This window comes from Nocardioides sp. (genome assembly GCF_035547795.1).
In the GTDB taxonomy this organism is placed as follows: Bacteria; Actinomycetota; Actinomycetes; order Propionibacteriales; family Nocardioidaceae; genus Nocardioides.
Map to the genome: position 1 here is coordinate 1 of NZ_DASZUF010000161.1, position 13,257 is coordinate 13,257.

Sequence of the window (13,257 nt, forward strand, 5' to 3'; positions counted from 1 at the left end):
GCCGAACGTCTCGCGCAGGTCCATCTCGGCCTCGACGACGCCGGCCAGGCGCCGTACGCCCTCGCGGATCCGCTCCGGCGTGGGATAGCAGTAGGACAGCCGCATCGAGGAGGAGCCGAACCCGTCGGCGAAGAACGCGGTTCCTGGAACGTAGGCGACCCGAGCGGTGACCGCACGGGGGAGCATCGCCTTCGCGTTGACGCCGGGCGGCAGTGTCATCCAGACGTAGAAGCCGCCGTCGGGGACGTTCCAGTGGCAGGAAGCCGGCATCATGTCCGACAGCGCGCCGACCATGGCGTCACGACGCTCGCGGTACATCTCGCGGAACTGCTTGATCTGGCCCTGCCAGTCATGCGCCGAGAGGTACGCCGAGATCGCCATCTGGGAGAACTGCGGCGGGCACAGCGTGGCGCTCTCCTGCGCGAGCACCAGCTTCTCGCGGACCGCGTGCGGCGCCAGCGCCCAGCCCACCCGGAAGCCCGGCGCGAACGTCTTCGAGAACGAGCCCAGGTAGATGATGTTGTCGCTCTGCAGCGACCGCATCGCCGGCAGTGGCTCGCTGTCGAAGCCGAGCAGGCCGTAGGGGTTGTCCTCCAGGATCAGGATCCCCTCGGCGGCGCAGATCTCGACGATCTCGTGTCGTCGCGCTACCGAGAGGGTGACGCCGGCGGGGTTGTGGAAGTTCGGGATCGTGTAGAGGAACTTGATCGTCTTGCCGGCGGCCCGCACCGACGCGATCGCAGCCCGCAGCGCCTCGGGGACCAGCCCGTCGGCGTCCATCTCGGCGTGCACGACCTCGCACTGGTAGGACTTGAAGACGCCGAGCGCTCCGACGTACGACGGCGCCTCGCAGATCACCACGTCGCCCGGGTCGCAGAAGACGCGGGTGACGAGGTCGACCGCCTGCTGGGAGCCGACCGTGACCACGACGTCGTCGGCATGGGCCTCGACGCCCTCCAGCCGCATGATGTCGGTGATCTGCTCGCGCAGTTCGGGGGTACCCTGACCCGAGCCGTACTGCATCGCGACCGGCCCCTGCGTGCGCACCAGCTCGCCGATGGCGCCGCCGACCACGTCGAGGGGGAGGCCGCTGATGTTCGGCATACCGCCGGCCAGCGAGACCACCTCGGGCCGGGACGCCACCGCGAAGAGGGCGCGGATCTCGGAGGCGGTCATCCCCGCCGTGCGCGCGGCGTAGCGGTCGACGTACGGGTCGAGGCGGGTGGTGCGCGAGGCAGGGGAAATGTCCATGAGAGATCTAGCATGAAGGATGTCACAGCATCACGCACCTTGGCTGCCCAGTCCGGAGTGAGATGTCCCGCAGGATCGTGCCCTTGACACTGGACCGCATGGCCGCGCTCGACGCGCCGTGCCGCAGTTGCCTGTTCTGGGAGCTGGATCCGGTGCGGCGGGCGCGATTGCGGTGCGAGGACGCCGAGCAGGCCAAGGAGGCCTGGCTCAGCGAGGTGCTGCGTGAGTGGGGTTCGTGCGGCCGCGTCGCGCTCGTCGACGACCGGCCGGTGGGCTACCTGATCTACGTCCCCGCGGCGTTCGCGCCCGGGGCGGAGAGCTTCCCGACCGCCCCGGTGTCACCGGACGCGGTGCTGCTGACCACCGCCTGGATCACCCCGCAGTACGCCGGCGGTGGGCTGGGCCGGATGCTCGTCCAGGGCATGGCCCGCGACCTGATCCGGCGCGGCGGGATCGGCGCCGTCGAGGCCTTCGGCGATGTCGGGCCGGCCAGCGGGCTGCACGGCAGCCGGTGCGCGGCGCCGGCGGAGTTCCTCGCCCGGGTGGGCTTCAAGACGCATCGACCCCACCCGACCGCTCCGCGGCTGCGGATGGAGCTGACCGGTGCGATCACCTGGCGTGACGAACTCGAGGGCGCCCTCGAGCGGCTGCTGGGTGCGGTGCGCCCGCATCATCACCCGCATCCCACCCCGGCTCCCCGGTCGAGTGGTCACTTTCGGCCCCTCGAATAGTCACTTTCGGCGCCTCGAGTGGCCGCCCAAATGCACTGCGGCCCGCACCGAAGTGCGGACCGCAGGCCATTCGAGGCGCGAAATGTGACCTCTCGACGGGCCGAAAGTGACCACTCGACGTCAGCCGAGGAAGGGGGCGAGCTCGGCGAGCAGCGCCGCCTTCGGCTTGGCGCCGACGATCGACTTCACGACCTCGCCGCCCTGGTAGACGTTGAGGGTCGGGATGCCCGTGACGCGGTACGTCGAGGGCGTCACCGGGTTCTCGTCGACGTTCATCTTCACGAAGGTGACCTTCTCGCCGTGTTCGCCGGCGATCTCGTCGAGAATCGGGGCCACCTGGCGGCACGGACCGCACCACTCGGCCCAGAAGTCGACCAGGACCGGCTTGTCGGACTTGAGCACCTTCGCGTCGAACTCGGCGTCGGTGACAGCGGAGATGTTGTCAGCCATGCGGCTCCCCTTCGTTGATGTGTGTGGCGGCTATGTGTTCAAACAGCAGAGGCGGTCGGGATGTTCCCTCAGGCGCCGGCGGTCTCCGCCAGCTCGGTGAGGATCTGGGCATCGCTCTCGGCCTCGGCCTGCTTGGCCGCCGAGACGTCGTGACCGAGCTCGGCCAGGTAGCGCTCGGCGTCGAGCGCGGCGGCGCAGCCGGAGCCGGCGGCGGTGATCGCCTGACGGTAGACGTGGTCGACCAGGTCGCCGCACGCGAACACGCCGGGCAGGTTGGTGGCGGTGGAGCCGCCGGCGGCCCGCGCGGTGAGCACATAGCCCTCGTCGTCGAGGTCGACCTGCCCGGCGACGATCTCCGAGCGCGGGTCGTGGCCGATCGCGATGAACAGGCCGGTGGCGGGCAGCTCGCGGGTCTCACCGGTGACGGTGTCACGCAGCGTCAGCGACTCGAGCCGGTCGGTGCCGTTGATCGACTCGACGACGGAGTTCCACTCGATCTCGAGCTTCGGGTCGTTGAAGGCGCGTTCCTGCATGATCTTGGACGCGCGCAGCTCGTTGCGCCGTACGATCAGCGACACCTTGGACCCGAACCGGGTCAGGAACGTCGCCTCCTCGACCGCGGAGTCGCCGCCACCGACCACGGCGATGTGCTGCTCGCGGAAGAAGAACCCGTCGCAGGTCGCGCACCACGACACGCCCTTGCCGGAGAGAATGTCCTCCTTGGGCAGGCCCAGCTTGCGGTAGCCCGAGCCCATCGCCAGGATCACGGCGCGCGCGTAGTGGGTCTCGGTGGCGGTCTTGACGACCTTGACGTCACCGGAGAGGTCCACCTCGACCACGTCGTCGGCGACCAGCTCGGCGCCGAACCGCTCGGCCTGGGCCCGCATGTTGTCCATCAGCTCGGGACCCATGATGCCGTCGCGGAAGCCCGGGAAGTTCTCCACCTCGGTGGTGTTCATCAGCGCACCGCCGGCGGTCACCGAGCCCTCGAACACCAGCGGCGCCAGCGAGGCGCGGGCGGTGTAGACAGCGGCGGTGTAGCCCGCCGGGCCGGAGCCGATGACGATCACATTGCGGGGCTCGGTCGGAGACGAGCTGGTCATGGTGGCACTCCCTGGGTCGTTGACGCCGTGCCTAACCGATCGTAGGCGACGAAGATTCCCGCGCCGGTACGGCGTCAGCCCCTGGGCGACCCGGTCACGCCGACCTCGGCCACGGTGCCCCGGAAGCCGCCCTTGACCTGGGGCAGCGCGGTGAGCCAGACGACGACGTACCGACCGGCCGCGGCGGGTGAGATCCGCACGGTCGCGCTGGTGCCGGTGACGTCGGTGGTCGCGGCCGGGGACAGGCCCGCCACACCGGTCGGCTCGTCGGCGGTGACGTAGATCGAGACGGCGGTCGGGCTGCCGGCCAGGGTCAGGTCGACCGAGGCCACCGCGTAGGAACGGCGCAGGTCGATCAGCAGGCCGACGCCACTCTTCAGCGCCGGTGGCTTCGGGCCGAGCTGCGCCTTGTAGTTGACGGTGCGCCAGGAGGTCGACGGGTCGCCGTCGACGGCGTACTTGGCGTCCTGCGGGTTCTCGCTCGGCGGATGGCCCAGCGGGTCGAAGTCGGTCGCCGTCAGGCCGGTGATCGGGCGGGCCGCGCGGGTCGACGTGGAGGCCGACGGTGAGGTGCGGGGCGCGCCGTCGCCGCCCCCGCCGGCGACGAACTCACGGATGACCAGCACCGCAGCCACCACCAGCACCAGAACGAGCAGGCCGACGCCGAGCGGCAGCCAGCGGCTCCGGGTGGCCGGCCTTGCCTGCGGCTCCTCCGGGGTGGGGGGCAGCGAGGTCGGCTCGGTCCACGGAAGCAGCTCGTCCGCCGGGTCGATCGTCGGCGTGGCGCTCGGCGTGTCGGCCCGTGGCAGACGCGGCTCGTCCGCGAACAGCGGCTTGGGCGCGGGTGGCTCCAGCGGTGGCGGTGGCGGGATCGGATCCAGCCGGGGCCGGTGCCAGGAGTCGTCGTCCTCGAACGCCGGGATGCCGGCCTCGGTGGGCACCTCCGCCGCTGGGACCGGCGTGTCGGGCGTGTCCGGCGGCGTGTCGGGCGTGTCGGGCGTGTCGGGCGTGTCGGGCGTGTCGGGCGTGTCGGGCGTGTCGGCTGGCGTGTCCGCGGCCAGGACCACGGCGTGTGCGGCAGTCGCCGCGCCCGGCACGGCGCCCGACCCGACGATCTGATCCGGCCGCTTCCCGGCCACGTCGGCCGGGTCCCCGACGAACGCCAACAGCGCGTCGCGCACATAGCCCGCATCGATGGCCGGGCCCTGGTGGCGGCCCCGCGAGTCCGGGTTGAGGATGTGGTCGCACAGGTCGTCGAGCGCCTTCGGTACGCCGGCCCGCACCTGCCGCGGGCGGAGCGGATGGCCGTGGGCCTGCGGCGTACGCGGGACGGCGGACTCCGAGGAGCCGGACCAGGTGCCCGTCACCGCTGCCTCGAGGATGCCCGCCAGGTCGATAACGTCGCCCGCCGGCGTGCCGGGAGGCAGCCCGTAGAGGGCCGCCTCGACGGCGAACCCGATCACCCGCACCGCGCCGGCCTCGTCGAGCAGCACGTTCTCCGGGTTGAGCCGACCGTGCGCGTGGCCGAGCTCGTGCGCGCGCGCCAGCGTGGCGGCGACCTCGGCGACGATCCAGGCGGCGTGCCGCGGTGGGAGTGGTCCGGAGCGGGCGAGCAGGATGTCGAGGGAGGTGCCCCGACCCCACTCGTTGACGACGTAGGCGATGCCGTCTCGGGTCTCGGCGTCCAGGACCCGCAGCAGCCGCGCATCGACGATCGACGCCGAGGACTTGGCCGCCCGCATCAGGGCCGGGGCCCGCGGGTCGTCGGCGTCCAGAACGTGCACCGCCACCGCCCGGCCCAGGATGTCGTCGTGGGCGAGCCAGAACCGGCCCTGGCCGGTCTCGCTGAGCAGGTCGGCCAGCCGATAGCGTCCCGCGAGGACGTCGCCCGGCCGGTGCATGCTCATGGCTCCGAGACTAGAGCGCCCTCAAGCGCGCCGCAGCCGAGCGGTGAGACTGGAGACCAGCGACGTCAGCTCGGTGATGTGCAGCGCGCGCGCCCCGAGGAAGAGGAACACCACGTCGACGCCCCCGACGACCACGTCCTTGATCGCCGCCTGCAGCCAGGTGCGGTTCGGCCAGACCCGATCGATGCCGTACGACGTCAGCCAGGCGACGGCGGTGGCCACGGCGGTGACCAGCACCAGCCGCACCAGGAAGCGCACCAGCACCGGCGTGCGCAGCGGGCCGATGCGGCGGTCGAGCCGGGAGTAGGCGTTGACACAGCCGACCAGGTAGGCCAGTCCGTACGCCGCGGCGAGCGCGGGAGCGGTGTGCTCGGGGGTCACCCGCCGTACCAACAGCACGGCCGCCGCGATGTTCACCGCCGCGACCAGGCACTGCATCCAGAAGACCGCCTTGTTGAGCTCCATCGCGTAGAACCCGCGCAGCAGGACGTACTGCACCGTGAAGAACACCAGGCCCGGCCCGAAGACGATCATGGTGAGCCGGTAGTCGGGGTAGATCGACGAGGAGGCCCCCAGGCCGAAGAGCACGTGCGCCAGGTCGGTGGCCAGCACCGGCAGCAGCGCGGCGAACGGCACGATCAGGGCCAGCGAGGAGCGCAGCGTGCGACTCACCGAGCCGGTGAAGCCGCGCGGGTCGAGAGAGACCACCCGCGCGGAGAGACCCGGCAGGATCGCGGTCGCCAACGAGACGGTGATGATCGAGTGCGGCACCTGGGTGATGAGGAAGCTGTTGGAGTAGATCGTGTAGCCGGTGCCGTGCTTGCCGCTGCCGCTGGTGGCCAGCCGGGTGATCACGATGTACGCCGCCTGGTTGATCACCACGAACAGCACCGTCCACACGCCCAGCCGCAGGGTGTGACCCAGGCCGGAGTTTCGGAAGTCGAACCGCGGCCGGAACCGGAAGCCGGCGCGCCGCAGGTACGGCAGCAGCACCAGGTACTGCACCACGATCCCGGCCGTCGACCCGAGCCCCAGCAACTGCTCCTCGCCGGTGGAGTAGCCGCCGCCCGCGGAGGTGCCGTAGTGCACCAGATAGGCCGCCAGCACCGCCACCGAGATGACGTTGTTGGCGATCGGCGCCCACATCATCGGGCCGAAGCTGCCGCGGGCGTTGAGCACCTGCCCGACCAGCACGAACATGCCGTAGAAGAACACCTGTGGTAGGCAGTAGCGGGCGAAGTCGACCGCGCTGGCGGTCTGGGCGGCGCTGTGATGGCGGAAGTAGAGGTCGATCAACCACGGCGCCGCCGCGACCAGCACCACCGTCACCGCGGCCAGGAAGACCGCCGCGAGCGTGATCAGACGCTGGGTGTAGGCGTCGCCACCGTCGGCGTCCTGCCTAATCGCCCGCACCAGCTGCGGCACCAGGACGGCGTTGAACACCCCGCCGGCCAGCAGGATGTAGAGCATGTTCGGGATCGTGTTGGCGACGTTGAACACGTCCGCGTGAGCCGCCGAGCCGATCGCCGCCGCCAGCAGGGCCGCCCGGACGAAGCCGCTCAGCCGCGAGATCAGCGTGCCGGTCGCCATCACCGCCCCCGCCGGGAGCACGCTGCGGCCGCGACGGTGGGCGCCGCTCACGCGGCCTCCCGGGTGCCGCGGCGCAGCCGGCGCACCAGCCGGATCACGATGGCGGCGAAGAGCAGCGCCAGCCCGGCGGCGATGAAGACCCAGATGATCATGCTGACTTGGGCTGTCCGGATCGGCAGCGAGGTATCGGTGCCCAGGTCCCGGCCGGTGGCGTCGGTGAGCTGGAGGGTGACGGTGTGCACGCCGTTGGTGTGCGCGGAGGCGCTGAGCAGCACGCCGGCCCGGCCGTTGGCGGGTACGTCGAGCTTCTTCGGCGTACTGAGGGTGATGCCACTGTCGGTGACCGGCCGCAGCTTGACCGTCACGTCCTGGTCGAGGCCGTTGACCACGGTGGCGGCGAAGCGTCCGGTCGTGCTCGACATCGTCACCGACTTGGGCGCCTCGACGGTGATCTGGCGCAGCAGCGCGTCGATCGCCTCCCGGGAGCGGACCGCGGCGGCGCCACCGGCCCCGCCACGCGCGGTGTACGACGCGCTGGTCAGCGCGTCGTCGAGCACCGCGGTGGCGACCTGGTCGTTGTGGCTGAGCACCGCCTGCAGGGTGGTGCCGGCCTGACGCAGGTCGTCGACGGCGGAGAAGGCCGAGGCCGGCAGCTCCTGGTCGCGCTCGGCGGCCGGGTAGTGCAGGCGACCGGCGGTCAGCTCCTGCGGCGGCGACACCTCGGTGGCGGCGCCGACCCCTGTCAACTGCAGCCAGCGCCGTCCGAGGCCGTCGAAGAAGCCGGCCGCGTCCGAGCCCGGCGTCCACTCCGCCGGCAGTACGGCGACCACCGGCTGGCCGGTGCTCCGCCGCAGCGCCGCCTGAGCCAACAGCTCCTGGCGGACTGCGACCAGCGCGAGCCTGTCACCGGGCGGCGGCCCACCCGTGGCGACCGCCGAGGAGGTCGTGTAGATCCGGTGCTCCCCGAACAGGCCGACCGCCGGCGCGTCGCCGCTGATCGCCTGGTCGGAGAGGAAGACCGGCTCGTCGGAGCCGAGCGCGAAGCCGCTGGCGGGCAGGTACCCGTCGATCGGGGCGTCGGCCGGGGTGGCGTTGTCGACTCCGAGGGCCGACATCACTGCCGCGCTGCGCTGCCGGGCGACGGCGTACAGGGCCGGGTCGTGGACGGCGGCCGCCGCGAGGTCGAGGTCGCCGTACGGGAGTGTGAAGACCTCGCTGCTCGACAGCGTCGTCTTCAGCCGGTCCAGCCATGCCTGTGCGGCGCCGATCGCGCCCTGATCGTCGGTGTCGGCCTCGGTGCCGGCCACGGCGGTGCGGTGCGCGACGCTGGGGCTGCCGGAGGGCTTGTCGGTCTGGCCGGGGCTGGTGCCGTCGGTGGGCGCGATGCTGCGCGGCGGATCGCCGGCGGCGAGCTGCTCGACGGCGTCGATGACGGCCGGGTCGACCAGCCAGCTCACCGGGTGGTCCTCGCCGAAGTCGAGCAGCTCGTCCAGTCGGCCGCCCGGCGCGACCGACGCCGCCCACCTGTCCGGGTCGACGAGGGTGCCGTCGCTGTGCCGCAGCACCCGTTGCCGGATCGGCACCACCAGTGCGGCCGACTCCGGCTGCTCCCCGGCGCCGTTGTCGACCAGGGGCAGGAACGTCCGGGCGCGGCCGTCGGCGGTGGTGTCGCGGTCCTGGTTGTCGGTGTTGCCGAGCGCCTGTACCCCGAACCGGTAGATGCCCTGCTCGGCGACGGCCGTGCTGTGGCTGCTGTCGTGCAGGTCGGCGCGCGGGATGGTCAGGGTGTAGTCCTGGCTCTGGCCCGGTGCGATCTCCGGGATGGTCATGAAGTCGCCGTACGTGAGGATCCGGTCGCCCCACGACTGGTCGGCGGCGCTCAGGTTGGCCTCGGCCAGCTCGGTCTCGGTGGTCAGCGGGTCGCTGTCGATGGTCGCGTAGACGTTGATGTCCTGCCAGGGCACCGTGTCGTCGTTGGTGATCACGCCGGACACGGTGACGGTGCCCTTGGTCGGGTCGGCCTTCAGCGACGACGGCGTGAGCGTGTCGATGGTGACGGCCAGCGGCGCGGTCTTGGTGCTGGGTGCCTCGGCCGCGTGGGCCGTGCCGCCGGGGAGCCCGGTCACGATGGTGCCCACCAGCACGGCCAGCAGCGAGAGCAGCGTCGTCGCCGACGCCCTGGCGGACGTCGTACGGCGGCGGGGCATGGCGTCGAGGATATCGGCCGGTGTAGCCGGGACTCCTAGACTGTTCCCCCGTGTCCGACGCCGCCCTCCCGCCGCTGTCCATCGCCGACGTCCAGCGCTCGGTGACAGCGGAGCTCGACCGGATCGGCGAGGTGATCGACCCGCTCGGCTCTCTGTTCTCCGACGCTGGCCACGAGCTGGCCCTGGTGGGTGGCCCGGTGCGTGACGCGATGCTGGGTCGCGCGCACACCGACCTGGACTTCACCACGTCCGCACACCCCGACGAGACCGAGCGGCTGCTCAAGCGGTGGGCGAAGGCGACCTGGGACATGGGCCGGGAGTTCGGCACCATCGGGGCGCGCAAGGGGCCGTGGGTCGTGGAGGTCACGACGTACCGCTCGGAGGCCTACGACCCCTCCTCGCGCAAGCCGGCGGTGGACTTCGGCACCTCCCTGGACGGCGACCTCGGGCGGCGTGACTTCACCGTGAACGCGATGGCGGTGCGGCTGCCCGGACGCCAGGTCGAGGACCCGTACGGCGGCGTGGTCGACCTGGCCCACCGCGTGCTGCGCACGCCGGGTCGGCCGGAGGACTCCTTCTCCGACGATCCGCTGCGGATGATGCGGGTGGCGCGGTTCGCCGCGCAGCTCGGCTTCACCGTCGACCCGGCCGTGGTCGCGGCCATGACCGCGATGGCCGAGCGCATCGCCATCATCTCCGCGGAACGGGTGCGCGACGAGCTGGTCAAGCTGATCTGCGCGCCGTACCCCCGTCTCGGGCTGACCCTGCTCGTCGAGACCGGTCTCGCCGATCTGGTGCTGCCCGAGCTGCCGGCGCTGCGGCTGGAGGCCGACGAGCACCACCGGCACAAGGACGTCTACGAGCACACCCTCACCGTGCTCGAGCAGTCGATGGATCTCGAGCCGCGGCTCGGCCTGGGCGAGCCCGACTTCATCTCCCGCTTCGCCGCGCTGATGCACGACGTCGGCAAGCCGCGTACGCGGCGCTTCCTCGACGACGGGTCGGTGACCTTCCACCACCACGACGTGGTCGGCGCGAAGCTGACCCGCAAGCGGATGAAGGCGCTGCGGTTCTCCAACGACGAGATCGACGCGGTCGCGAAACTGGTCGAGCTGCACCTGCGCTTCCACGGCTACGGCACCGGGGAGTGGACCGATGCGGCGGTACGCCGCTACGTCCGCGACGCCGGCGACCAGCTGCAGCGGCTGCACATCCTCACTCGGGCCGACTGCACCACCCGCAACCGCCGCAAGGCCGAGCGGTTGGCGCGCACCTACGACGCGCTCGAGGAGCGGATCGCGCGCTTGTCGGAGGAGGAGGAGCTGGCGGCGATGCGGCCGGCTCTCAACGGCGAGCAGATCATGGCGCTGCTCGGGCTCGAGCCTGGGCCGGAGGTCGGTGCGGCGTACAAGTATCTGTTGGACCTGCGGATCGACGAGGGTGTGCTCTCCGAGGAGGAGGCGTCGCGGCGGCTGCTCGCGTGGTGGGCTACTCGCTAGTAGGTTTCCGCTCATGAGCGACCTGTCAGCAACCGTCACCATCGCCGCCCCGCCCGCCCAGGTGTGGGCCCTCGTCACCGACGTCAAGCGGATGTCGGAGTGGAGCCCGCAGGTGTGGCGCTCCTTCGTCGTCGGCGGCCCGGTGCGGCTGGGCACCCGGTTCTTCAACATCAATCACGACGGCTGGAAGCACTGGCCCACCTCGGCGAAGGTGGTGCGCTTCGAGCCGCACTCGGAGTTCGCGTTCCGGATCAGCGAGAACCGCACCGTGTGGGCGTTCTCGCTCAGGCCGACCGACGACGGCGGCACGGAGCTGACCGAACGTCGCGAGACCCCGGACGGGATCGCGCCGATCTCCAACGTCTTGGTCGGGGTGGCGCTGGGCGGCCAGGAGAAGTTCCGCAGCGACCTGGCCTCGGGGATCCGGCAGACGCTGGAGCGGATCAAGGCCGAGCTCGAGGGCTGAGCTTCGGGCGGGTCGTGCCGGCGCTGTAACACGCTGTTCGCGCCACTGGACGGTCGTTGCGTCGACCGTCCAGTGTGGTGGACAGCATGTTACATGCCGTCGCGCAGGCGGCGGGGTCAGGCGGCGCGACGGCGCTCGCGAATGATGTACGGCGCCAGGTCCTCGATCGATGTACCCCACAGCGCTGTGGTGGCGTCGTACTCCCGGCGGATCCGTGTCTTCGCCGCCTCGCGGCCGGGACCCCAGACGTCGGTCCAGATCAGACGCGACATGCCCAGCCGATGACCACGGAACCAGTCCTCACGGTTCTTCTCCTCGAACAGGATGTCCTCCGGCGTGAGCAGACGGCGGGAACCGTCGGGTCGCTGGTACTTCACGTGTCCGTCGAACTCGAAGAGATGGCGGCCGACCCGGGCATCCGCCCACGCCTCCCTGCGGTCGTCGCGCATGCCGAACTGCGTCTGGATGGGGCCGAGTCCGATCTCCTCCAGCAGCAGCCTCATCAGCGTCTCGGGCACGGTCTCCGCACCGGCGTCCGACTGCTCCAGACACGCGATCGCTCGACGGCGACAGGGCCAGGACCGCATCCTGTCGAGGACGTCCTCGAGCTCGGCGAGCGAGGTCCCGTTCCAGCGGACGCGGTCGATCGCGACCTCGCCGTACGGCGATCCGTGCTCGCGGGCGATGTCGACGGCGGTTCGTGCTGGTCCGAGCACCCGGAAGCCGTTGACCTCGACCACGTCGTCGTCGCGGTACGGTGCCAGGTGGTGCTTCACGCCCCATCGCAGATGGCTGCCCACGCATGGGCGGGTCACGTGCGTCGTGCGTCCCGGCGGAAGCAGGAGGCCGAGGCCGAGCTCCAGGGCGGCGGTCTCGTGGCTGCGCACAAACGGAACGGTGATCCGGAGGCAAGCGGCCCGGTCTCGCAGTTGCTGCCGAGCTGCGACAGTCGTTGCGGCCGCGACGAGTTCCGCGTCGGCGTAGACGCCGCGTCGTACCAGTGCCCAGACACCGCCGCGGACGAGCCGGTCGATGTCACGGGCCAACAGGCCGGCCCCGATCGCCTGCTGCCGGGTGACGAGGCCGTGCTGGGTGGCCATGATGCCGAGGATCTTGGCGTGCATGCTTTGACACTGGGCGCGCTTCGGGCCTCCGGCCAGTGCCCTCGGTGTGACCTGTGGAGAAAGCCGGCGGGGGCTGCGGCTGTGGATCATTTCGGGCTGATGGGGATGGGCTGGCGGGGCGCCGAGCCGCTTGTAACACGCTGTCCACGTCAGTAGACGGTCGACGCAACGACCTTCTAGTGCGCCGAACAGCGTGTTACAAGCGCGGGAGCGGCCACCAGCAACAAGCCAACGCCCCGCCTCCCACGGGCGGGTTCACACGGTCGTCGCAACACCTCGAGTTTGAGGAGTTGCGACGACCGTGTCGTTTTCAGAGGAGTCGGTCCGGCTGCTGAGGCTGGTCGATGGCGGAGTCCCGGTTCCAGCGGCCGCGGAAGCTGTGGGAATCTCCAAGGGTCGTGCCTACGAGCTGCTCAAGGACGCCGGCCGTGGGCGAGGCCCAAAGACCAGGATCACCGACGAGCACCGTCGGATGGTGGTCGCCGAGTACGACCGGACCGGCAGCATCAACCGCGCCGCGCGCGTGAGCGGGCTGAGTCACAACGCCGCCCGTCGGATCCTTGTGAATGCGGGCCTGGTGCCGGCCGCGCCTGCGGCGGTCGGGAAGCCGGATGCGAAGGCCCGGTTCCTGGAGCTCGTCGGCCAGGGATGGTCGGCACGAGGTGCTGCACGCGAGGTGGGCGTGCATCCACGCACCGGGCAGGACTGGGCACGCGGGATCCGCAAGAACGGCAACAAACGCTTCCATCCCGACGGCGTGGTCGTCGACTACGACACCGGAACCCGCTACATCAAGCCCATGACACCCTCAGCTCAGGCCGTCATCAGCGACCGGTACCTGTCCCTTGATGAGCGGCTTGCGATCGCCGATGGGCTGGTCAACAAGCACACGCTGACCCGGATCGCTGCCGACGTCGGCCGCAACAAGT

Annotated in this window: 11 protein-coding genes; 4 read left to right on the forward strand and 7 right to left on the reverse strand. The window is 71.0% G+C overall.

All coding sequences use genetic code 11. The features are described from left to right. A partial coding sequence (locus tag VHA72_RS10950; protein ID WP_325575113.1) for an aminotransferase-like domain-containing protein occupies positions 1 to 1,251 on the reverse strand: 1,251 nt, incomplete at its 3' end. Between the two features lie 77 nt (positions 1,252 to 1,328). Here VHA72_RS10950 and VHA72_RS10955 point away from each other — a divergent pair. Continuing rightward, positions 1,329 to 1,982 (forward strand): GNAT family N-acetyltransferase, encoded by a 654-nt coding sequence (locus VHA72_RS10955; protein WP_325575115.1) that lies wholly within the window; start codon positions 1,329 to 1,331, stop codon positions 1,980 to 1,982. Positions 1,983 to 2,102: 120 nt separating this feature from the next. On the opposite strand, the gene trxA is transcribed toward VHA72_RS10955, so the two are convergent. The 5 genes from trxA to VHA72_RS10980 form a co-directional block, all read right to left on the reverse strand. Continuing rightward, on the reverse strand, positions 2,103 to 2,432 hold the full coding sequence (trxA, locus tag VHA72_RS10960) for a thioredoxin (protein WP_325575117.1): 330 nt from the start codon (positions 2,430 to 2,432) through the stop codon (positions 2,103 to 2,105). Positions 2,433 to 2,500: 68 nt separating this feature from the next. Next, entirely contained in the window at positions 2,501 to 3,535 is a 1,035-nt protein-coding gene (trxB, locus tag VHA72_RS10965) for a thioredoxin-disulfide reductase (RefSeq protein WP_325575119.1), read from the reverse strand. A gap of 74 nt (positions 3,536 to 3,609) precedes the next feature. Beyond that, the gene (locus VHA72_RS10970; RefSeq protein ID WP_325575121.1) at positions 3,610 to 5,442 is read right to left on the reverse strand and encodes a protein kinase family protein; all 1,833 of its coding nucleotides are present in this window, start codon (positions 5,440 to 5,442) and stop codon (positions 3,610 to 3,612) included. 21 nt (positions 5,443 to 5,463) lie between these two features. Continuing rightward, positions 5,464 to 7,083, reverse strand: a complete 1,620-nt coding sequence (gene murJ / locus VHA72_RS10975) for a murein biosynthesis integral membrane protein MurJ (RefSeq protein ID WP_325575123.1) — start codon at positions 7,081 to 7,083, stop codon at positions 5,464 to 5,466. Next, positions 7,080 to 9,239: a DUF6049 family protein gene (locus tag VHA72_RS10980; protein ID WP_325575125.1), complete on the reverse strand. Its 2,160-nt coding sequence runs from the start codon at positions 9,237 to 9,239 to the stop codon at positions 7,080 to 7,082. The genes murJ and VHA72_RS10980 overlap by 4 nt, the downstream gene beginning before the upstream one ends. A 50-nt stretch (positions 9,240 to 9,289) precedes the next feature. On the opposite strand from VHA72_RS10980, the gene VHA72_RS10985 reads away from it, so the two are divergent. Then, positions 9,290 to 10,738, forward strand: a complete 1,449-nt coding sequence (locus VHA72_RS10985; protein WP_414689793.1) for a CCA tRNA nucleotidyltransferase — start codon at positions 9,290 to 9,292, stop codon at positions 10,736 to 10,738. A 13-nt stretch (positions 10,739 to 10,751) separates the two neighbouring features. After that, positions 10,752 to 11,204, forward strand: a complete 453-nt coding sequence (locus VHA72_RS10990; protein ID WP_325575127.1) for an SRPBCC family protein — start codon at positions 10,752 to 10,754, stop codon at positions 11,202 to 11,204. 116 nt (positions 11,205 to 11,320) lie between these two features. On the opposite strand, the gene VHA72_RS10995 is transcribed toward VHA72_RS10990, so the two are convergent. Further along, a complete protein-coding gene (locus tag VHA72_RS10995; RefSeq protein ID WP_325575129.1) occupies positions 11,321 to 12,328 on the reverse strand; it encodes a type IV toxin-antitoxin system AbiEi family antitoxin domain-containing protein in 1,008 nt (335 codons plus the stop codon). A gap of 301 nt (positions 12,329 to 12,629) precedes the next feature. Here VHA72_RS10995 and VHA72_RS11000 point away from each other — a divergent pair. Beyond that, positions 12,630 to 13,257 (forward strand): helix-turn-helix domain-containing protein (locus tag VHA72_RS11000; RefSeq protein WP_325575131.1); only part of this gene is annotated, 628 nt, incomplete at its 3' end.